The sequence below is a fragment of the Bradyrhizobium betae genome (genome assembly GCF_008932115.1).
Lineage (GTDB): Bacteria > Pseudomonadota > Alphaproteobacteria > Rhizobiales > Xanthobacteraceae > Bradyrhizobium > Bradyrhizobium betae.
Map to the genome: position 1 here is coordinate 6,964,340 of NZ_CP044543.1, position 20,610 is coordinate 6,984,949.

The window sequence follows — 20,610 nt, forward strand, 5'->3', positions numbered from 1 at the left end:
GGTCACAATGGCTCATCGTCGGCGGTCGACGTCTCGGCCGGAAGCGATGCGATATCTCCGCCGCCATAATCGTCTTCGGGATCTGCCCGAAGCGTCTGAAGGCAAAGACGGTCCTCCACCTCGAGAACACCCGGAATGGTTTCGCAGGCGACGACCGCCGCCTGACGCGCGGCCTCGCTTCGGACGACGCCACGCAAGGTCACGACACCGTCCCTGACGCTGATGTTCAGCCCGCTTGGATGCCACGCCGCATCCGACATCGCGGCCAGAGCGGATTGCCGAATCTGATTGTCGTCCTCCAGGCTGCCTGGGACCTTCGTCAGCGGACCGGCAACCGCGGACACGAAGTCGGAGCTGGTAATCATCCCGACGATACGACCCTCGTGCATCACCAGGATATGGTTCACCCGCCGAGACTCCATCAAGGCGGCGATCTGGTCGAGCGGCGTGTCTTCAGCCACGGTCACCGGGTCCGGCGTCATGATCTGTTCGACCTTCTGCCCGTGTTCCTTCACGAACTCCCGCGCGAAGCGGTCTGTTCCGAGCAGGAGCGAGAGCAGCCGTTTGCGCGCGTGCTGGGTCCCGATCTCCGTCCTTCGCAGGAAATCGCTCTCGCAGACGATGCCGACCAGCTTTCCGCCTGCGTCCGTGACCGGCAAACCGCTGAAATGATGCGACAGCATCAGCCGTATCGCATCGGCAACGGAGGATTCGGGGCGGATCGTGACCACCCGCCGGGACATGATCTGGTGTGCTTGCATGTGTGTGGCCTCCGGAGCCGCTCACAGATAGCCCACGCCTTGAACGGGAGCTTGACCAGGATCAACGCCGGATCGCACATGGATGTGAAGCCCCCGCCCGCTCCACGCTCTCAGTCGTTGGTCTTCCAGAACGTGAAGGTCTCCTCCGGAATGTCCTTCATCGGAACCTTGACGGCGCGATTGAGCCATTCATATTCGCCATTCTTGCTCTCGTACTCCGCACGCCGCTTCTTGCTCATGCTCTTCGGACTGGCCCAGTGGTTGGCGCCGTTGGTGGGATCGTTCTTCGGATCGTCCAGACGCGCGCGAACGGCCTCGAGGCTGTCGGCGACACTCCTGATGTACTTGACCTGATCGCCTTCCTCGGGATCGTCGAAGCGCTTCTCACTCCGCGTGAAGTCGCTGATCTCGGCTCCTTCCGGCGCCCGCAGGTGGCCCTTGGTCAAGTTGAGGTAGGCGTAAGCGAGGCACTTCTTGATGTACGGGCTCTGGCCCCTGGCCTCGTTCATGACGACGTCGGCAACCAGCTCCACCGCCTCCGGATCATCCCGCCCCGCGATGGCGGCCGTGTGGGCCGCCGCGAGCCGGGTCGAGGCGTCTCCATACCGCGCCTTTTGGCTCTCGAGCGTGTCCAGCGTGTTCTGATGCCGCTTTATCTGCCCCTGGTCTATCTCGCCATTTTCGTCCGTCTTGCCACCCTCGAGCCGCACGAGATCGTCGCTGTCGGTTTTGTGCTGCGCAGCGATCGACTGGAGCTTCCCGTAGAGGTCGTTGTATTGGACCTTGATCGAGGCGAGCCTGCTGGTCTCCTCCGCGGTGAGGTTCTTGTTGCTCTCCAGAGCCTTGCGCTCCTTCGCGATCGCGTCAAACGACTGCTTCACACCTTGATAGATGCCCTCCCGCGCGCGGGCAGCGTCGCGCTTGGCCACGAGTTTCTCAAGCGCTACGGCTTCCTTCTTGGACGCCGCGTCCCCCAGCGTCTCCTGTTCGGAGAGCCAGTCGTCGTAATGCCCGTAGCCGTGCTTGGCGCACTGCGCACACAGCGACCGGCTGCCGATGTCCCCGCCGCTCCTGTTTTCCCCGTGAATACGCGAGCCGGTTGGGCAGTCATCCTGATTGTGATAGACGTCGCGATCTTCATCGTTGGTCGTGAAATAGGCTGCCGTTCGTGCCATGTACCCCTCCCCAAAAGGCGCGTGGTGCGCGTGTGACGGTAGCGAGTATGAATGGACACGCACAATCTAACGTTGATCTCGATCAATGTCGTCTGCTGCGGCCGAACCGAACCGATTCATCTGGCAATCGGTTACGCGTCGGGCTGTCCGCGTGCCGGATTGCGCCGGCGACCGCCTAGCCCTTGTGGCAGCACGAGCTGCCGCCGCCTTTCTCCTCGCCCGCAAGCACGCTGCGGCTGTTGCGATCAGGCGGGATGTCGCCGGCTGCATTGGCTGCGAAGAAGCCGGTCGGCTTGAGCATGAATCCGGCATATTCAACCGGCATGATCGGAAAGTCCTCGGGCTTGCAGACATGGGTGTGGCCGAAGGAATGCCACACCACGATGTCGGTGTTCTCGATATTGCGGTTCTGCGCGGCGTAGCGCGGCAGGCCGTCCCCGCCGGCGTGGACGTTGGGATAGTCGCCGCTGGCATACTTCTCGTCCGGATCGAACGCCGTCACCCAGACATGCCTGGTGGCAAAGCCGCCGCGCTTGCGGACATAACTGCCCTCCTGCGCCAGCATCAGCGGGCTCGGATTGACAACGAGCTTGTAGGCCGGCGCGTTGCCGACCGAGTTGGTCTCGTTGGGATTGCTGATCTTCCAGAACCGGCCGGTCTCGCCATTGGCGATCGCCGCCGCATCGCGCTCGCGAGATAGCACGCGCGTGGTGGTGTCGAACGCATTGCCGTGCGGATTGTCCGCGCCCCAGGGCCGCGGCACGAATTCGTGCTCGGTGACGGTGTTTCCGCCGCCGTCGAGATCCATGTGCATGCGCACGTTGAAGAAGTGCTGGTGCGTCGGACCGCCAAGATTGTCGTCGACCATGCCGCCCCATTTGTACGTCTCGCCGGATGGCACCGCGGCGGTCTGGATGATGCCGGTAAGCTTGACCTCGAGCTGGATCGTGCCGTCCTGATACAGGTACCAGTAGAAGCCGTAGTCGTAATTGCCGACGGTGGCGAAGAACGAGATCACGAGCCGCCGCGAGCGCCGCACCTCGAACAGGCCGTTGCGGAATTCATAGTGTTTCCAGGCAATTCCGTAGTCTTCTTCATGCATGCAGATCGCGTTCTGCATCACAAAGGGCTCGCCCTTGTTGTCCGCTGCCGGCACGTCGAAGTAATGGATGTTGCCGAGGCAGTCGCAACCGAGCTCCAGCGCATTGGCAAGCATGCCCAGCCCGTACTCACCGGCATCGAACGCCGACTTCCAGAAGTGGTTCTCGGTCGGATCGGCATAAGGCACCACCATCTCGGTGACGCTGGCGCGATGGATCAGCGAGCGCTTTCGCGCACCGTCCTGATAGCTGAGCTGATGCAGCACCAGGCCCTCGCGCGGCGTGAAGCCGACGCGAAAGCTCCATTTCTGCCAGTCGACCTTCCAGCCATCGACCTTGAAGCTCGCACCTTCCGGCTGCTCGATATGCAGCGGCTTGATGTCGGTGCGCGGGTTTTTCACCTCATTCGCGCCGTAGTTCCGCTTCTTGCGCGGGATCGGCACGATAGGGTCTGCGTCCGTGAGATCAATGACCTTGCCGGCGATCAGGTCGACGACGGCGACAACGCCCTCGATCGGGTGCGCATAGCCGTTGTCCTGGAGATGTTCGCGGAAAAAGCTGACGGCCCGAACGATGCGGGCGCCGCGCTCGAACTCCATGTCAAAGAAGCCCGACGAAAACGGATCGACCTGAACCAGCTCGATGTCCTTGTCGGTCAGCCCGCGCCGAATCATCGCCGCGCGCCAGCCGGGGTCGGCCTTGACCACGGCCTCACACTTGAAGAATTCCTCCAGCATCACCGGCGGCTGCCCGTAGGGCGCTTCGCGGTTGGGGATGACTTTGCGGCCGACAATCTCATTGCGGGCGAGATCGACGATGTGCTCGATCGCCTCGCCCGTGGTGATGTCCAGCGTCAGCGCGAAGGCGCGCCGCCCTGCTTTGCCCGTGGCCAGCTGCTGTTTGGTCGGCTCCTCCAGCCGAACCGTCGGGAAGCGGCAATTCTCCGGCGAGGCCGCAGCAGCGCGCACCAGCGTGCAGACCGCGGTGATCTCTTCGGCGGTCAGCGGATCGAGCGCATGCGGGGTCGCGCTTTGCGCTGTGACTTTGACGGTATCGAGCATGGTGATGTCCAGAGGTCAGCGCGTGGCAAGATGCGTGGTGATGGCGTGGAAGGCCGCCAGCCAGCGATGGTCGAGCGGAATGTCCATCGCCTTGGGCTGGGTCGCGAGCTTGACGATAACGGTGTCGGTGGCCGCATCGATATAGAGCCACTGGCCGTGGATGCCGATTGCGGCGAGATCGTTGCGCGCGGCATCGATCGTGTACCATTTGCTGCGGTAGCGGGCGCCCGGGAAGATGTCGGCGAGGTCGCCGTCGGCCCATGCGCTGGGATCGCCGTTCTCGTGGATGTCGTCGATCCACCAGCCCGGCACCACCTGCCGTCCGTCGACCAGGCCGCGATTGCGGATCATCTCGCCGAAACGCAGCAGATCGCGCGCGGTGACCGAGAGGCCGCCGGCGATGCGGCCCATGCCATGACTGTCGAGCGTCATGGAGCCGTCCTCCTCGGCGCCCAGCGGCTGCCAGAGATATTCGGAGAGGATGCGCGGATAAGGCATGCCGCAAGCGCGCTCATAGACCCAGCCAAGCACCTCGGTGTTGGTCGAGACGTAGTGGAACACCTTGCCATGCGGCTTGCCGGTGCCGCGCAGCGTGGTGAGGTAGGCGCGCTGATGGCCGGGCTCGACGCCAGGCGGCGGCACGTCCCAACCCGAGGAGAACCGATAGCGCGCGACGTCGCCGGCGGGGTCCTCGTAGTCCTCCTCGAACTTGATCGCGACCGCCATGTCGAGGACGTTGCGAACGGTGCAGCTGCCGTAGACGGAGTTCTCCAGCTCCGGCACGTAGCGCACCACCCTCGCCTCGGGATCGAGCAGCCCGCGGCCTGCGAGCACGCCGCCGAGCGTGCCGGCGATCGACTTGCTGATCGAGCAGATCAGATGCGGCGTGGTCACGCTCATGCCATCGCCGTACCATTCGTGGATCAGCGTACCCCGGTGCATCACCAGCAGCGCGTCACCAAAGGTCTCCCGCAGCGTGGCCTCGATCGTGGTCGGCTTGCCGTCCGGTGCGGTGAAGTCGAGCTTTTGCAGTTCGTGCGGCGCGCTTGGTATCGGCGTCGGATGCGCTGAGCGGCGGACCTCGGCGGTCGGCAGCACCTCGCGGATATGGGTAAAGCCCCAGCGGATGGCGGGAAAGCTGCGCCAGTTGGCGCGCGTCACCTGGGCCTCTGGCGCGGGCGGGCTGCCGCGCATGACATCGGTCGGTCGCATCTCGATCCCTCCGCAAAGCGCGATCCCAACCCCGGTGTCCGGAACGGCAACGAAGACTGCACCCGGGCGCCGTCCTGCGTTATCGAGATCCGGCAATATTTTGCTGGACAGGCACCATGGCCGTGCCAGTCTGGCGTGGCTCTTGCTAACTGCTCGACTTACAGATTCCGACGTAGTGTCATGGCTTTAAGCGCAACTCTTCCGATTCAGGACTCAGCTCACAATCTGCTTCAGGCGAGCAGTACGGATGTCGATGAGCACTGCGCCGGCCTCGGCCGTTGGCGGCTGAGCTACGATCAGATCAGCGCCGGCGCGTTCCGCAGCAGCTTTACGCAGCTCTCTTTGCCCCGGCTCGAAGTGTTCCGCGAGATCACCAGCCAGCAGGTGCGCCAACACGGCCAGCTCGGTACCGACAGTTTTGGCATCGGCCTGCCCTGGGACGGCGACGGCGAACTCAGCTGCAACGGGACAAGCGCCAGGGGGGCCCGCGTGCTCGCCAGCATCGACGCCGAGATCGACATGTGTACGCCGAAGGCTTTCGAGCTGCGCGGTGTCGTCGCGAGCACGGTGCTGATCGCGGAGTTGGCGGCCCGGCTCGATATCGAGTTGCCGCGCGCCGTCTGGCACAAGTTGCGGGTGATCGAGATGGCGGCGGCGCCGGTCGCGCGGCTGCGCGCCCTTCTTGCCGCCATCCAGGAGACCATCGCGGCCACGCCAGAACGGTTCGACGATCCAGCAGCGCGGCAGGCGTTGGAAGACGCCCTCCTCGTCGAGATCATGGACATGTTGCCGACGGCACGCGCCAGCGACCCCGGCCGAAGCTCAGCGGCCCGGAGGCGCACCGTCGATCGTGCTCGCGAGCTGATGCATGCCAGTGGCGAGCGCGCGCTGTCGTTGCTCGAGGTCTGCAAGGCAGTCGGCGCGAGCCCGCGCAAGCTCGGCTATTGCTTTCAGGAAGTGGTGAGCACCAGCCCGATGCACTATTGGCGGGCGATGCGCCTGAACCGCGTGCGGCGGGATCTCAAACGCGCCGGCGGCGCCGAGACCTCGATCTACGACGTCGCCGTGCAGCACGGCTTCTGGCACTTCAGCCAGTTCTCGCTCGACTACAAGCGCCACTTCTCCGAGCTGCCTTCAGAGACGCTGCGGCGCGCGCGAGCAGCGTAGATGACATCTTGACCAAACGAACGGGGCTCCGCACCACGCCGCTTGCCGTTGTCGCTATTCACCAAGAAAATAGCGGCGACGTTTTGACTTGTAGCTCGCTGGGTTGAAGTGCGGCGGCAGCCACTCGCTGGTCTTTTCCTTCAGGTAGCCGGCGTTGGGATCGTGACGATCAGCTGCGGTCAGCTTACGCACGAGATAGCGCGCATAATGGTGATCGAAGATTCGCATGAACTCTCCGAAATAGATGTCGGCAACGCGGGTGTCGCCGCAGATCACGAGCATATTCTCATCGTTGATCCGCTGGGACGGCTGACTGAAATTGGCGGAGCCAGTGACGGTCAGGGGAACGTCCGACAACGGATCGATCAGCATGAATTTGTCGTGAATGTAGTCGTTGGTATTCAGGGGATTGTCACGCTCCCCTAGAAAATTGGCCAGCGCATTCCCGCCCAAATAGCTCCCCGCCGCGAACAGCACGTCCCGATCCCGTCCGATGATCTCTCCGTCGCCCAGATCGTCATCCTTGACGACGTAGCGCAACACGTCATTGTCCTTGGCCAGAACGGATTGAAACACCTTGTCGATGTTGAACGCGACCGTAAAGCAGACGATGCGCTCGGCTTCATTCATTCGGTCGGCGTACCACTGAAGCGTCTCGCTGCTATCCTTCTCGTCTCGCGCACTGAACACCGGTGTGAGGCTACCCGGTGCCGGTCGCCCGGCTGGCAGGGGCGATGCCTCCCTGTTGAGCGGCCGCAGCTTGGTCGGCGTCAGGTTTTTTGCCAGCCGATCCCAATAGTTGAGATACGCAGCAGCAATGCCGGTATCCCACACGATATGGCCGACATTGGAGTGACCGAATATTCCGCCCTTTGAGATGTTTGTTGAGCCAAACCATACGCCGATCGGCGCGTCATCCTTCAGAAGCACGATGAATTTGTTGTGCCGGATACCCTCCGTCACCGTACGCGGGATCACCGCATCCGCCTGGTCGAGACCGGCTTTCGCAATCGTTGCGTTGTTTTCGACTTTGTAGGAACTTTCCGCGTCATAGACGATCTTGACGTCGGCTCCGGCTTCGACCGCCTTGGCAAAGGCATTCGCGACCGGCTGATAGTGGAACTCGTAAACCGCCGCCCGAAGCGCAAAGTGGTGATCCTCGGCAAGACCGATAAAGCGGATCATCGCCTCGAAGAGTCCACGCGAAAGCCAAACCATTTCTTCAGAAGCAGGGTTGTCGGTATCAGGCTCTGCATTCTCGAAGCGACGAGCATAGGCCTGCGACCCGATTACCCCGCGATTGAAGTAGACGTCATGGCGGCTCGTATCGTTGTCCGCATCGGGATGGAGTAGGTACTCGACCTCCGTGTTGATCTCGACCGTGACCGCCGATGCGTCGTCAAGGACAAGGTTCTTCGCGGTGCCATATGTTGGGACGATGCGATAGCGATAGGTCCGGCTGGATTGGGCCGTATAGTCGCCCCATTGAAAAGTCTGGATGGGATGGTCGGCCGTGCTCACCGGCGTACCGGGCGGCAGCCCGCGATCTTTCTCGCGAAATCGCTTGATACTTCGCATCCAGTATTTTTCGACCTGGACCCCGTTGTTGAGCTCGGTGCGTTCGATGGCAAAGCCCATCAGGCCGCTATGCTTGTTTTCCTGGTCCGGTGCGAAATCCCAGGCCAGGATCACCACATAGGTTCCGGCAACTGCGCGCGCACGCAACGTGCCATTCGATGAGGCTTGTCTCACGGGCGGCTCTCCCTGAATCGGCTTTGCTGAAATAGGCCTCTACTCAGGAGAGAATATTATTTCGAAGCAACCTTTAGGAAGAGCCACTGTGGAGGCGTGCGTGCGACGTATCGCCACGACGTGAAAGCCGTGGCGGCAGCATGTGACTGTAGTGCGACAGCGGAGGCTGCTGCGGCGGCCAGGCCCGCGGCCTGCCCCCGCATCGTCTGCCCCTTACCAGGTCGGCAGATAAGTGCCCTTGAAGCGCGTCTCCAGGAACGCCTTCACGGGCTCGGAATGATAGGCCTCGATCAGCTGCTTCACCCACGGCTTGTCCTTGTCCTCCTCGCGGACGGCGAGGATGTTGACCCAGGGACCATCGGGATTTTCACGCGCGATCGCGTCGGTTGCTGGATTGAGGCCGGCCTGCACGGCGTAATTGTTGTTGATCGAGACGACGTCGACGTCCTGCAGCGCGCGCGGGAGCTGGGCGGCGTCGAGCTCGACGAAGCGAAGCTTCTTCGGGTTGTCGGTGATGTCGGCGATGGTCGAGGAGACGTCGTTGTTGTCCTTCAGCTTGATGACGCCGTGCAGCGCCAGGATCATCAGGCCGCGCGCGCCGTTGGAGGGATCGTTGGCGATCGCAACGCGGGCGCCTTCCGGTAGATCCGCGAGCTTCTTGTATTTCTGCGAATAGACGCCCTGCGGCGAGCCGATCGTGGTCGCGACCTTGACGATCTTCCAGCCCGTCTTGGAAATCTGGTTCTTCAGGTACGGCTCATGCTGGAACGAGTTGGCCTCGAGGTCCTTCAGCGCCAGCGCCTGGTTCGGGATCACGTAGTCGGTGAACTCGACCACCTTGATGTCGAGGCCGCGCTCGGCGCCGACCTTCTTCACGACGTCCAGGATCTCGGCATGGGGCCCGGCGGTGACGCCGACGCGGATGGTCTCGGCGTGGGCCGTGGTCGCAAGCAAGGCTGCAGCCGCAAGGGTTGCCAGAAAACGCATTGTCATCTCCAGTTTCGAAAAAATGTGGATCAGCGATGCCGCAGCCGGCGGTTGACCCGGCCCGCCAGATAATCCCCCGCGCTTTGCACGAGCTGCACGAGCGCGATCAGCACGACCACGACGGCGAGCATCATCTCCGGCATGAAGCGCTGGTAGCCGTAGCGGATGCCGAGGTCGCCGAGGCCGCCGCCGCCGACGGCACCCACCATCGCGGAGTAGCCGAGCAGGCTGACCACCGCGAGCGTCAGAGCCAGAACCAGTCCGGGCAGCGCTTCGGGGATCAGCACCTTGAGCACGATCTGGATTGGCGAGGCCCCGAACGAGGACGCGGTCTCGATCAGGCCGCCATCGACCTCGCGGATCGCAGCCTCGACGAGACGCGCGATGAACGGCGTCGATGCGATGACCAGCGGCACGATCGCCGCGGTCGAGCCGATCGAGGTGCCGGCAATCAGCCGGGTGAACGGGATGATGGCGACGACGAGGATGATGAAGGGCGTCGAGCGCGTTGCATTGACGACGATGCCGAGCACGCGATTGACGGCGGGAGCCGAGAACAGTTCGCCCTTCCGGCTGGTCGCGAGGAAGACGCCGAGCGGCAGGCCGAAGGTGGTGCCGAGCAGCGCCGCGATACCGACCATGTACAGGCTTTCGCCCGTGGCCTGGATGATCAGATTGATGAGTTCAGGCGACATAGCCGAGACGCTCCGCCGAGAATTGATATTGAGACAGCCAGGCAAGCGTGCGCGTCGCCGCGCCCTCGCCCCCAGAATTGCCAAGAGGAATGCCGAGCACCAGCGAGCCCACATGCTGGCCGCCGATCTCGTCGATGCGGGCCGACAGCAGCGCCACATCGAGGCCGAGCTCGCGCGCGAGCCGCGCCACCAGCGTGTCGCCGGCCCCTGCCCCGCGGGCCTGGACGCGGATCACGGCCTGCCCGCCGACAGGCGGCTCCGCCACGATCCGGCTTTGCAGCGAGACCGGCAGGCTGTCGCCGATCGCCTCGGCCAGGAAGGATTGCGTGATCGGATGTTTGGGATGGGTGAAGATGTCGGCGACATGGCCGCTCTCGACGACGTGGCCGGCATCTAACACCACGACTTCCTTGGCGAGCTGACGCACGACCGACATTTCATGGGTGATCAGCACCATGGTCACGCCCAGCTCGCGGTTGATGTTGGCGAGCAGATCGAGAATGGCGCGCGTGGTCTGCGGATCGAGCGCCGAGGTCGCCTCGTCCGACAGAAGTACGCTCGGCCGCGTCGCCAGCGCTCGCGCGATGCCGACGCGCTGCTTCTGGCCGCCCGACAGTTCCGACGGATAACGGTCGTGCTTGTCGGCGATGCCGACCAGCGCCAGCAGCTCCGCGACGCGGGTCTTGATGTCGGCCCTGGACCAGCCGGCGATCTCGAGCGGTAGCGCGATGTTGTCGGCCGCCGTGCGCGAGGACAGCAGGTTGAAGTGCTGGAAGATCATGCCGATCGAGCGCTGCGCCAGCCGCAATTCGCGGCCCGCCAGCGCCGAGATGTCTCGGCCATCGACGATGACGTGACCCGCGGTCGGCTTCTCGAGCCCGTTGATCAGCCGGACCAGACTCGACTTACCGGCGCCGGAACGGCCGATCACACCCGTGATCGAACCGCGCGGAATCGCGAAATCGATATCCTGCAGCGCGTTGACGCCGGGCTTGCCGCGATAGGCCGGATAGGTTTTCGAGATGCCAGCGAAACGGACCATGGCCTCCGCTTCGACTGCGGCAGGTGAAATCGCTTCGAGCGTTTCGAGCGGTTGTCCGATCGCGAGCGATTGGTGGGCGTTCATGGAGGCGGCCTTCATGCATGATAATTCGCTTGCCCGCATGCCCCAGTGACCTGCGGGAACCTGGTCGCATCGAGCGACGGGGTAAAACAGCGGCCGAGCGGTCGGTTGCACCGCGCTGCACTGCAGCACGCACCATCGCCTTTTCAGGTCTTTCGTGCAATTTCAGATATTTGCAGGGAGTTGGACGAAGTTTTCCATAGGCCCCGCCGTAGAAGAATATTCTTCTGCCGAGTGGTATCTGCCTCCGGCCCGGCTCACCGGACCATCTGCAACCACGGCAGCACGATCACCAGCAGCCCGCCGAAATGGAGTAGCCCGAAGATCAGGCCAAAGCCCCAGAACTGGCCCTTCCCGATGTAGCCGCTGCCGAAATACATCGGTGCCGGTCCGGTCGCGTAAGGCGAGATCACGCCCATCAGGCCGAGCGAATACATGCAGAGCATCGCGAGCGTCGTGACCGGCAGGTCGGGGATCCCGGAGCCGACCGCCAGCACCACCGCCGAGAAGGGCGCCTGGGCTATTTCACCTCGCTCTTGACGCTGGCCTCGGGCCTGAACGAGATCGGCTTCATCAAATGGTTCGCGACCGAATTCGCCAAGCCGCTCGCGGGGCTGTCGCCGTCGACCGCGATGATCCTGCTGGTCGCGCTGTTCTTCTGGATCCACTATTTCTTCTCGAGCATCACCTCGCATGCCGCCGCCGTGCTGCCGCCGCCGACCGTGAGGCCGATCAAGCCGACCGCGCCGACCGGCATCGATTCCAGGATGAGCCCGGTGATGACGGCCGCGAACACTGCAAAATAGTGCCACTGATTGACGTTGAGGCCCGTCGGTACCGGCCACAGATAGATCGCCAGCCACACCACGAGCGGTGCAATCAGCTTCCAGCGAAACCCTTTCGCCTCAGGCACCTGCGAGCCAGCGGTCATTCGTCTTCCCCTCAAGTCCCTTGCATCTACCAGGCGTGTCTATCGCCCCCTGAACTTCGGCTTGCGCCGCGTCAGGAATGCATCGACGCCTTCTTTGTGGTCCTCGCTGAGGCTTGCGAGGGCAAACTGGTCGACATCCATGTGGCTGGTGAGATCGTCCAGCGCATGCGCGAGCCGGTTGACGGTGAGCTTCGTCATGGCGACCGAGAGCGGCGGCTGCGCGGCGACCTTGCGCGCAAGCTCCATCGCGGCGTCGAACGCATGGCCAGGGTCGACCACCTGCTCGACCAGGCCCCATTCGTAGGCCTCGTCCGCCGAGATGCGCTGATCGGCCAGGATCACCGCCTGTTTGGTGCGGGCTGGACCAATCAAATGCAGCATGCGCGGGATGCTCTGCCAGCTCATGTTCATGCCGAGCCCGACCTCGGGCACGCGCAAATGCGCGTCGCGGCCCATGACGCGGAAGTCGAGCGCCACGGCCAGAGCCACGCCGCCACCGACGCAGAAGCCTTCGATCGCCGCGATCGTGATCTGCTCCATCTCCTGCCAGGCGTGAGTCAGGCGCGGCCCGAGCTTGAGGTGCCGCCTGAGCGTGCCGAGGTCCATGTCCTTGCGCGCGCGGCCTTCGGCGTCCTTGAGATCGAAGCCGGCACTGAACACGCTGGCGCTGCCCGTCAACACCACGACGGAGGTCGCGGAATCGTCTTCGAAGCTGCGCGCGGCCGAGGTGAGCTGGCGCAGTGCTTCCGGTGACAGCGCGTTGATGCCGTCGCCGCGGTCGAACCGCACGATCGCGATCCGCCCGTCCGGCCCATGGCCCTTCTCGATCTTGACATAGTCCGTCAACGTATACTCCCTGGTCCAGTTGTTCTTGCTGCTAGAGATGACCGGTGCGGTGGTGTTCGGGCTTCGCCCCGGGGACCGGAAACCGGATCGTGGTGCCGAGCGTGATCCAGTTGGCGTTCTCGCCGGTGATGTTGCGGCCGTGGATCACGTCGACGGAGAATATCTCGTTCGGGCGGTAGCGCACGCCGGTCTGAAAGCGCGGCTGCACGACGCTCGCGATCTCGGAGGCGCCGGCCTGCCCGTACGCCTCGATGGTCCATTGCAACGTGTCGGTGAACTTCCAGTCGAAGCCGACCCCATAGGTCAAATAGTGCCGGTCGACGGTGCGATCCCAGAGCCATCCCCCGTTGACGTTGATGCGCATCGTCTCGGACAGGCGGAAGGTTGCGGGGATGACGGCAAAGGCGTTCAGCGCCTCGCCGGTCGCCGCGTCGAACGATCCACCGCCATAGGCCGACAATCCCCACCGGCCGATCCCGGTCGGGATGAAATTGGTCTTGGCTTTCGGAGCCAATGTCGTGCTCCAGTCGCCATCGCTGCGGGCCCGGATGGTCTGCAGGCTCAGTTCGATCGGCCTGAAGGGGTCGACGACGCAGGAGGGATTGGCGACTGCGGAGACATCCGTGTTGGACGCAGCCGACATCCAGCTCTCGACCTTGCAGGAGCCGACCTCGGAGATATCGGCGGCATCCACCGCATAGGCCCCATTCGCGGCGCGCGCATCCTGCGCCGCGAACGCGAGGAGTGTCGCGATTGCGGCGGTCACTCCGGTGTCTGCAGCCCATCCCATGGCGTGATGTTAGCAGAGTCTTCGCCTCGACAACGCCCGGATTCTGGGACTATCTTCATACCCATGAGCGAGCATCATCATCACCACGATCACGACCATTCCGAACTGTCGGAGACCGAGCTGCGCGTGCGCGCGCTCGAGACGATTCTGACCGAAAAAGGCTATGTCGAGCCGGCTGCGCTCGACGCCATCATCCAGGCCTACGAGACCAAGATCGGCCCGCATAACGGCGCGCGCGTCGTCGCCAAGGCCTGGACCGATCCGGCCTTCAGAGCCGCGCTGCTGGAGGACGGCAGCAAGGCCATCGGCACGCTCGGCCATGTCAGCCGCGTCGGCGACCATCTCGTCGTGGTCGCGAACACCCCTGAGCGCCACAACATGGTCGTGTGCACGCTGTGCTCCTGCTACCCTTGGGAAATGCTGGGACTGCCGCCGGTCTGGTACAAGGCCTCGCCCTACCGCTCGCGCGCGGTCAAGGACCCGCGCGGCGTGCTCGCCGATTTCGACGTCAGCTTACCGAAGGACATGGAAATCCGGGTCTGGGACTCGACCGCCGAGACGCGCTTCCTGGTGCTGCCGATGCGGCCCGAGGGCACCGAAGGCTGGAGCGAGGAGCAGCTCGCAGAGCTCGTCACGCGCGATTCCATGATCGGCACCGGCTTCCCCAAAACGCCCGGAGCGCCCTCATGAACGGCGTGCACGACATGGGCGGCATGGACGGGTTCGGCAAGGTCGAGCCCGAGCCGAACGAGCCGGTGTTTCACGCCGATTGGGAATCGCGTGTCCTCGCCATGGTGCGCGCGATGGGCGCGGCCGGCGCCTTCAACATCGACACCTCGCGCTTCTATCGCGAGACGCTGCCACCGGACGTCTATCTGTCGAGCTCCTACTACAAGAAGTGGTTTCTCGGCCTCGAAGAGATGTTGATCGAAAAGGGCTACCTCACCCGTGAGGAAGTCGCCGCCGGCCACGCCATGCAGCCCGGAAAGGCGCTCAAGCACGGCAAGTTCGATCTCAGCCAGGTCGAGCGCATCATGGTCCGCGGCAAGTTCGGCCGCACGGCGCCCGCACCCGCCAAATTCAACATCGGCGACCGCGTGCGCGCCAAGAACATCCACCCGGCCACCCATACACGGCTGCCGCGCTATGTGCGCGGCCATGTCGGTGTCGTCGAGTTGAACCACGGCTGCCACGTATTTCCGGATTCGGCGGCGATGGAGCTCGGCGAAAATCCGCAATGGCTCTACACGGTCGTGTTCGAAGGCCGCGATCTCTGGGGTGAGGACGGCGATCCGACCCTCAAGGTCTCGATCGACGCGTTCGAGCCCTATCTGGACCCGGCGTCATGAGCAGCACGCTTGCGGCCGCCGCCACGGCGGCCATCCCGAGCATCCCGCGCGACGACGACGGCCCGGTGTTCCGTGCGCCCTGGGAGGCACATGCCTTCGCCATGGCGTTGAGCCTGCACGATCGCGGCGTGTTCACCTGGCCCGAATGGGCCGCGGCGCTCGCCGACGAGATCAAGCGCGCGCAGGCCGCCGGCGATCCTGACACCGGCGAGACCTACTACCTGCACTGGCTCGCCACGCTGGAAGGACTGGTCGCGCGCAAGGGCGTCGCCTCGATGGACACGCTGCACCGTTATCGTGACGCCTGGGACCACGCGGCGGATCGCACGCCGCACGGCAAGCCGATCGAGCTGCGGGAAGAGGATTTCGGGTAGCTCGCGCCAGACATGACGCAGTCATTCCCCGCGAAAGCGGGGATTCCAGTACGCCGCGGCTTCTCCGCATCCCACGTCAGTCTCTGGAATACTGGATCACCCGCTTTCGCGGGTGATGACAGCGAATACGTGGCGTCAGCGCCCCGCCGCATACTCCCGCCACCCTTTCGCCCGTAGGCTGCAAGCCGGGCACGCGCCGCAGCCGTAGCCCCAATCGTGCTGCGCGCCGCGTTCGCCGAGATAGCAGGTGTGGGACTGCTCGCGAATGAGGTCGACCAGCCCATCGCCGCCGAGGTCGTGCGCGAGTTGCCAGGTCGCGGCCTTGTCGATCCACATCAGCGGCGTATGCAGCTCGAATTTGCGGGCCATGCCGAGCGACAGCGCGGTCTGCATGGCCTGGATGGTGTCATTGCGGCAATCGGGATAGCCGGAATAATCAGTCTCGCACATGCCGCCGACGATGTGGGTGATGCCGCGCCGGTAGGCCAGCGCCGCGGCGAAGGTCAGGAACACCAGATTGCGGCCCGGCACGAAGGTGTTGGGCAGGCCGTCAGCGCCCATCGCGATCGCGACATCGCGCGTCAGGGCCGTCTCGGACACCGCCGCCAGCGTCGGGATCGCCAGCGTGTGGCTCTCGCCGAGCCTTGCCGCCCAATCCGCGCGCAGGCCCTTGATGCCGTCGAACAACCGCTCGCGGCAGTCAAGCTCGACGGCGTGGCGCTGCCCGTAGTCGAAGCCCAGCGTCTCGACGCGCGCGAAACGGCTGAGCGCCCAAGCGAGGCAGGTCGTCGAATCCTGGCCGCCCGAAAACAGCACCAGTGCGGTTTGTGATGAAAATGCGTCGCTCATGCCCCGCGCTTTAGCACTGTGGAACGTCTCAGCCAATCGGTGGAAATCAGCCCGTTCCGCGCACTCGCGCTGGGAACGGCGGCCCGCTTTTGGCATAAGGTTCGGGCTCAGGAGACTGCCCGCAATGACCCCTTCCCGCGACATTTCCCGCCTGATCGAGATCATGGCGGCGCTGCGCACGCCGGTGACCGGCTGCCCCTGGGACCTCGAACAGGATTTTGCGACGATCGCGCCGTACACGATCGAGGAAGCCTATGAGGTGGTGGACGCCATCGACCGCGGCGATCTCGACGATCTCAGGGAGGAGCTTGGTGACCTCCTGCTGCAGGTGGTGTTCCACGCCCAGATGGCGTCCGAGCAGAACGCCTTTGCGTTCGGTGACGTCGTCGAGGCCATCACGCGAAAAATGATCCGGCGCCATCCCCATGTCTTTGCCGACAAGGAGGGCAACCTCGCCTCCTCCCACGTCAAGGAAGTCTGGGACCGCATCAAGGCCGAGGAGAAAGCCGAGCGCGCCGCACGCCGGCCGCCGGAGGAAGCGCCCGCGCACAAATCGCTGCTGTCAGGTATCAAGGCCGGCCAGCCAGCGCTGACGCGCGCCATGGAGCTGCAGCGCAAGGCCTCCACCGTCGGCTTCGACTGGAACGATCCGCGTGCGGTTCTGCAAAAGATCCGCGAGGAGACTGACGAGATCGAAGCCGCCCTCGATCGCAATGACAAGCAGGAGATCGCGGAAGAAACCGGCGACCTGATGTTCGCCCTCGTCAACCTCGCCCGCCATGTCGACGCCGACCCGGAAGCCGCACTCCGCGCGACCAACGCGAAGTTTGAGCGGCGGTTTGCGTTCATCGAACGGGCACTGGAAGCCCAGGGGCGAACGCTGGAGCAGGCATCGCTGGCGGAGATGGACGCGCTCTGGAATGCGGCGAAGGGCGAGGAGAAGCCTGCGTCAGAGGAACACAAGGAAGCTCGCCGCTAACTCGGTCGTCGTCCCCGAGAAGGCGGGGACCCATACCGCGTGATTTCTCTGTAGTACGACGCGGCTGATACCACGCACCAAATCACGTCCTGTGGTTATGGATCCCGGATCTCCGCTGCGCTTGTCCGGGACGACAGTGTTGCTTGAGGCTGCAGTCGGTTCAGCCAACTCGCCTGGACGTCACCGTCTACGCCGACAGACGCGGCACCGCGTCGAACCGGTTCACCACGATATCCCGCTTGGTCTCGTCCACCCGCACGGTCATGTCGAAGCGGCCGTCGTGCAGTTCCTTGGCCAGCACCTCGGCATTACGATGCAGCCAGGAGATGCCGGCACCGTCGGCGGCATCGATGGAGAGATCGAGCGTGGTACGCTTGGCCGCCAGGCGCTCCTCGATCGCGGCTAGCAGTGCATCGACGCCCTCGCCTGACACGGCCGAGACTAGCATCGCCGGATGATCCTCCGGCCTGCGCGCGGCGATGTTCAAGAGCTCTTCACGCTGTTCGGTGTCGTAGCGGTCGATCTTGTTCCAGACCTCAATGATACGGCCGCTGTCATCGGGGTTGATGCCGAGCTGGCGCAGTACCGCGTCGACGTCGCTCTGCTGCGCCTCGGCGTCCTCGTGCGAGATGTCGCGAACATGCAGGATGACGTCGGCCTCCAGCACTTCCTCCAGCGTGGCGCGGAAGGCGGCGACGAGCTGCGTCGGCAGGTTGGAGATGAAACCGACGGTGTCGGACAGCATCGCCTTGCCGCCATGCGGCAGGCTGAGCGCGCGCAGGGTGGGATCGAGCGTGGCGAACAGCATGTCGGCGGCCTGCACATCGGCGCGCGTCAGCCGGTTGAACAGCGTCGACTTGCCGGCATTGGTGTAGCCGACCAGCGCCACCACGCGATACGGCACGCGCTGGCGGCCGGCGCGATGCAGCCGCCGCGTCGCCTGCACCTTCTTCAGCTCGCTCTCGAGCTTGGAGATGCGCTCCTGAATCAGACGGCGGTCCGCTTCGATCTGCGTCTCGCCGGGACCGCCCATGAATCCGAAACCGCCGCGCTGGCGTTCGAGATGGGTCCACGAGCGCACCAGGCGCGAGCGCTGATAGTTGAGATGCGCGAGCTCGACCTGGAGCGAGCCTTCCTTGGTCTTGGCGCGGCGGCCGAAGATTTCGAGGATGAGGCCGGTGCGGTCGAGCACCTTGGCCTGCAGCTCCTTTTCGAGATTGCGCTGCTGGATCGGCGCCAGCGCGCAATCCATCACCACGAGTTCGACGTCGAGACTCTTGGCCAGTGCGGCGATCTCCTCGACCTTGCCCTTGCCGATGTAGGTCGCGGGCCGGATCTGGTTGACCGGTGCGATGATGGCGTCGGCAACGACGAGATCGATCGCACGCGCGAGGCCCGCGGCCTCGTCGAGCCGGGCCTCCGCGTTTCGCACTATCTGGCTAGACGAGGCGTGACTCTCCGATTGCGCGTCGGCACTTCCCGAACGCAGCCGCAAGTAGGGGCCGATGACAAGCACCCGCCCCGTCTGCTTTTCCCCTGCCGGCCGCGGACGGTCGGCATCCCCGTCGAAATTCCGGGGTTCCAATCAGGTCACTCTCAAGCCGGCTGATCCTCGCCGCCTTCGAACAGCTGGATCGGAGCGCCCGGCATGATGGTCGAGATCGCATGCTTGTAGACGAGCTGCGAGTGACCGTCGCGCCGAAGCAGCAAACAGAAATTGTCGAACCAGGTCACGATGCCCTGGAGCTTCACTCCGTTGACCAGAAAGATCGTCAGTGGCGTCTTGGTTTTGCGAACGTGATTAAGGAAGGTGTCCTGTAGGTTTTGTGCGCGGTCTGCCGCCATTGTTTTTTTCTCGCTTTGAGTTTCTTTTTATTGCGCCGGTTGCGACCCTCTTTTGAGAATTCTGGAGTCTCTTCCGGTTACCGCTCCTCATGAGATCCCCCTCGGAAGGAACAGCGGCACGATTAGAGGACAGGTCGGGTTATTAGGCAAGCCGCTTCACGCGGCAGGCCGGGCCCTATTGCCCCGAAAAACTACGGAAATCGATGATTTACCTCGCCCAATGTGAAGGTGCGGACGGCGTCAGCCGACGCCGAGCGCCTTCAGTTTCCGGTGCAGCGCCGAGCGCTCCATGCCGACGAACTCGGCGGTGCGTGAAATATTCCCCGAAAAGCGGCTGATCTGCGCGATCAGATAGTCGCGCTCGAACACTTCCCGCGCCTCGCGCAATGGCAGTCCCATGATGTGCTCGCCATTGTTGCTGGTCGGCATCGCCGGCACCATGGAGCCGACGTCCTGCGGCAACATGTCGGCGGTGATGATCACCTCCGGTCCGCCCGCGGCCAGAATCATGACTCTCTCAACGTTGTTGCGGAGCTGGCGCACATTGCCGGGCCAGACATGCGATTGCAGCACCGCCATCGCGTCCTGCCCGATCTGCCGCTTGGGCAAGCCGCTGCCGGCCGAGATCTGCTCCATGAAGTAGTCGATCAATTCGGGAATGTCTTCGCGCCGCTCGGAGAGCGCAGGCACGCGGATCGGCACCACCGAGAGGCGATGATAGAGATCCTCGCGGAAATGGCCGGCCGCGATCTCCTCCTCGAGATTGCGCGCGGTGGAGGAGATGATGCGGACGTCGACCTGCACCTTGCCGGTGCCGCCGACGCGCTGGAACGACTGCTCGACCAGCACGCGCAAAATCTTGTTCTGAGTCTCGCGTGGCATGTCCGCGATCTCGTCGATGAACAGCGTGCCGCCATGGGCCTCCTCGAGCGCGCCGGGCTTGCGCGCCTGCTCGCCGTTGGATTGCTCGACGCCGAACATCTCGTGCTCCATCCGCTCCGGCGTGATCGCTGCCGCATTGATCACGACGAATGGACCGTCTGCGCGGCCCGAGGCCATATGCAGCGTGCGTGCAGTGAGCTCCTTGCCGGCGCCGGCCGGACCGACGATCAGGATGCGGCTGTTGGCCTTGGCGGCGCGGTCGATGGTCTGGCGCAGCTGGTTCATGCTCGGTGAACGGCCGACCAATGAGCTTGCGCTCGGCGCGAGCTGCTTCAGCTCCTTGACCTCGCGCTTGAGCCGCGAGTTCTCCAGCGCGCGGTTGGCGACCAGGATCAGCCGGTCGGCCTTGAATGGCTTCTCGATGAAGTCATAGGCGCCGCGCTTGATCGCGGCGACAGCGGTTTCGATGTTGCCGTGACCGGAGATCATCACGACCGGCAGATCGGCGTTGTCCTTCTTGACCTGCTCGAGCAGCTGCAAGCCGTCGAGCTTGGAGCCCTGCAGCCAGATGTCGAGGAACACCAGATGCGGCCTGCGATTGGCGATCTCGGCGAGCGCCGTATCGCTGTCGCGCGCGGTCCGGGTCACGAACCCCTCGTCTTCGAGAATGCCCGCGACGAGATCCCGAATATCGGCCTCGTCATCGACAATCAGAATTTCACTAGCCATGGG

The 20,610-nt window shown here is 64.0% G+C and carries 20 protein-coding genes and 2 pseudogenes; 6 read left to right on the plus strand and 16 right to left on the minus strand.

Annotated features, from left to right (window positions below):
- Positions 1 to 2 precede the first annotated feature (2 nt).
- The 4 genes from F8237_RS33425 to F8237_RS33440 all read right to left on the minus strand — a co-directional run bounded on the left by F8237_RS33425 (position 3) and on the right by F8237_RS33440 (position 5,309).
- Entirely contained in the window at positions 3 to 761 is a 759-nt protein-coding gene (locus tag F8237_RS33425) for a CBS domain-containing protein (RefSeq protein ID WP_151650276.1), read from the minus strand.
- 110 nt (positions 762 to 871) lie between these two features.
- Positions 872 to 1,936 (minus strand): hypothetical protein, encoded by a 1,065-nt coding sequence (locus tag F8237_RS33430; protein WP_151650277.1) that lies wholly within the window; start codon positions 1,934 to 1,936, stop codon positions 872 to 874.
- Between the two features lie 175 nt (positions 1,937 to 2,111).
- The gene (locus F8237_RS33435; protein WP_151650278.1) at positions 2,112 to 4,097 is read right to left on the minus strand and encodes a primary-amine oxidase; all 1,986 of its coding nucleotides are present in this window, start codon (positions 4,095 to 4,097) and stop codon (positions 2,112 to 2,114) included.
- A gap of 15 nt (positions 4,098 to 4,112) precedes the next feature.
- Positions 4,113 to 5,309 carry a serine hydrolase domain-containing protein gene (locus F8237_RS33440; RefSeq protein ID WP_151650279.1) on the minus strand — a complete coding sequence of 399 codons (1,197 nt, stop codon included), beginning with the start codon at positions 5,307 to 5,309 and terminating at the stop codon, positions 4,113 to 4,115.
- Positions 5,310 to 5,489: 180 nt separating this feature from the next.
- Here F8237_RS33440 and F8237_RS33445 point away from each other — a divergent pair, with 180 nt between their 5' ends.
- A complete protein-coding gene (locus tag F8237_RS33445) occupies positions 5,490 to 6,476 on the plus strand; it encodes a helix-turn-helix domain-containing protein (protein ID WP_151650280.1) in 987 nt (328 codons plus the stop codon).
- Between the two features lie 54 nt (positions 6,477 to 6,530).
- Here F8237_RS33445 and F8237_RS33450 read toward each other — a convergent pair whose 3' ends face one another.
- The 5 genes and pseudogenes from F8237_RS33450 to F8237_RS33470 all read right to left on the minus strand — a co-directional run.
- Positions 6,531 to 8,228: a phospholipase D-like domain-containing protein gene (locus tag F8237_RS33450; RefSeq protein ID WP_151650281.1), complete on the minus strand. Its 1,698-nt coding sequence runs from the start codon at positions 8,226 to 8,228 to the stop codon at positions 6,531 to 6,533.
- Positions 8,229 to 8,441: 213 nt separating this feature from the next.
- Positions 8,442 to 9,215, minus strand: coding sequence for a MetQ/NlpA family ABC transporter substrate-binding protein (locus F8237_RS33455; RefSeq protein ID WP_151650282.1), 774 nt, complete (start codon positions 9,213 to 9,215; stop codon positions 8,442 to 8,444).
- A gap of 29 nt (positions 9,216 to 9,244) precedes the next feature.
- A complete protein-coding gene (locus tag F8237_RS33460; RefSeq protein ID WP_151650283.1) occupies positions 9,245 to 9,910 on the minus strand; it encodes a methionine ABC transporter permease in 666 nt (221 codons plus the stop codon).
- Complete coding sequence (locus F8237_RS33465; protein WP_201280167.1) at positions 9,900 to 11,051, minus strand: methionine ABC transporter ATP-binding protein; 1,152 nt, start codon at positions 11,049 to 11,051, stop codon at positions 9,900 to 9,902. The genes F8237_RS33460 and F8237_RS33465 overlap by 11 nt, the downstream gene beginning before the upstream one ends.
- Positions 11,052 to 11,290: 239 nt before the next feature.
- Positions 11,291 to 11,533 (minus strand): annotated as a pseudogene (locus F8237_RS33470) (anion permease); the annotation flags it as partial.
- Positions 11,534 to 11,554: 21 nt separating this feature from the next.
- Between F8237_RS33470 and F8237_RS33475 the strand changes: the two are divergent.
- Positions 11,555 to 11,746 (plus strand): annotated as a pseudogene (locus F8237_RS33475) (anion permease); the annotation flags it as partial.
- Here F8237_RS33475 and F8237_RS33480 read toward each other — a convergent pair.
- From F8237_RS33480 to F8237_RS33490, 3 genes are read right to left on the minus strand one after another with little or no spacing between them, the layout of a single operon-like run.
- Complete coding sequence (locus F8237_RS33480) at positions 11,701 to 11,964, minus strand: anion permease (protein ID WP_374761583.1); 264 nt, start codon at positions 11,962 to 11,964, stop codon at positions 11,701 to 11,703. The pseudogene F8237_RS33475 and the gene F8237_RS33480 sit on opposite strands and share 46 nt — an antisense overlap.
- A 39-nt stretch (positions 11,965 to 12,003) precedes the next feature.
- Positions 12,004 to 12,810, minus strand: a complete 807-nt coding sequence (locus F8237_RS33485; protein ID WP_151650284.1) for an enoyl-CoA hydratase/isomerase family protein — start codon at positions 12,808 to 12,810, stop codon at positions 12,004 to 12,006.
- A 31-nt stretch (positions 12,811 to 12,841) separates the two neighbouring features.
- Entirely contained in the window at positions 12,842 to 13,600 is a 759-nt protein-coding gene (locus tag F8237_RS33490; RefSeq protein WP_151650285.1) for a hypothetical protein, read from the minus strand.
- A 63-nt stretch (positions 13,601 to 13,663) separates the two neighbouring features.
- Between F8237_RS33490 and nthA the strand changes: the two genes are divergently transcribed.
- From nthA to F8237_RS33505, 3 genes are read left to right on the plus strand one after another with little or no spacing between them, the layout of a single operon-like run.
- Positions 13,664 to 14,290, plus strand: a complete 627-nt coding sequence (nthA, locus tag F8237_RS33495; protein ID WP_151650286.1) for a nitrile hydratase subunit alpha — start codon at positions 13,664 to 13,666, stop codon at positions 14,288 to 14,290.
- Positions 14,287 to 14,949: a nitrile hydratase subunit beta gene (gene nthB / locus F8237_RS33500; protein ID WP_151650287.1), complete on the plus strand. Its 663-nt coding sequence runs from the start codon at positions 14,287 to 14,289 to the stop codon at positions 14,947 to 14,949. The genes nthA and nthB overlap by 4 nt, the downstream gene beginning before the upstream one ends.
- Entirely contained in the window at positions 14,946 to 15,323 is a 378-nt protein-coding gene (locus F8237_RS33505) for a nitrile hydratase accessory protein (protein WP_151650288.1), read from the plus strand. The genes nthB and F8237_RS33505 overlap by 4 nt, the downstream gene beginning before the upstream one ends.
- Before the next feature lie 135 nt (positions 15,324 to 15,458).
- Here the strand turns inward: F8237_RS33505 and queC are convergent, their stop codons facing one another.
- The gene (gene queC / locus F8237_RS33510; protein ID WP_151650289.1) at positions 15,459 to 16,172 is read right to left on the minus strand and encodes a 7-cyano-7-deazaguanine synthase QueC; all 714 of its coding nucleotides are present in this window, start codon (positions 16,170 to 16,172) and stop codon (positions 15,459 to 15,461) included.
- A 124-nt stretch (positions 16,173 to 16,296) separates the two neighbouring features.
- Here queC and mazG point away from each other — a divergent pair, with 124 nt between their 5' ends.
- Positions 16,297 to 17,151, plus strand: a complete 855-nt coding sequence (mazG, locus tag F8237_RS33515) for a nucleoside triphosphate pyrophosphohydrolase (protein ID WP_151650290.1) — start codon at positions 16,297 to 16,299, stop codon at positions 17,149 to 17,151.
- A gap of 187 nt (positions 17,152 to 17,338) precedes the next feature.
- Here mazG and hflX read toward each other — a convergent pair whose 3' ends face one another.
- The 3 genes from hflX to ntrX form a co-directional block, all read right to left on the minus strand.
- Entirely contained in the window at positions 17,339 to 18,736 is a 1,398-nt protein-coding gene (gene hflX / locus F8237_RS33520) for a GTPase HflX (RefSeq protein WP_162006322.1), read from the minus strand.
- A gap of 11 nt (positions 18,737 to 18,747) precedes the next feature.
- Positions 18,748 to 18,996 carry an RNA chaperone Hfq gene (gene hfq / locus F8237_RS33525; RefSeq protein ID WP_007591126.1) on the minus strand — a complete coding sequence of 83 codons (249 nt, stop codon included), beginning with the start codon at positions 18,994 to 18,996 and terminating at the stop codon, positions 18,748 to 18,750.
- Positions 18,997 to 19,236: 240 nt separating this feature from the next.
- The gene (ntrX, locus tag F8237_RS33530) at positions 19,237 to 20,607 is read right to left on the minus strand and encodes a nitrogen assimilation response regulator NtrX (protein WP_015686179.1); all 1,371 of its coding nucleotides are present in this window, start codon (positions 20,605 to 20,607) and stop codon (positions 19,237 to 19,239) included.
- Positions 20,608 to 20,610: the final 3 nt, after the last annotated feature.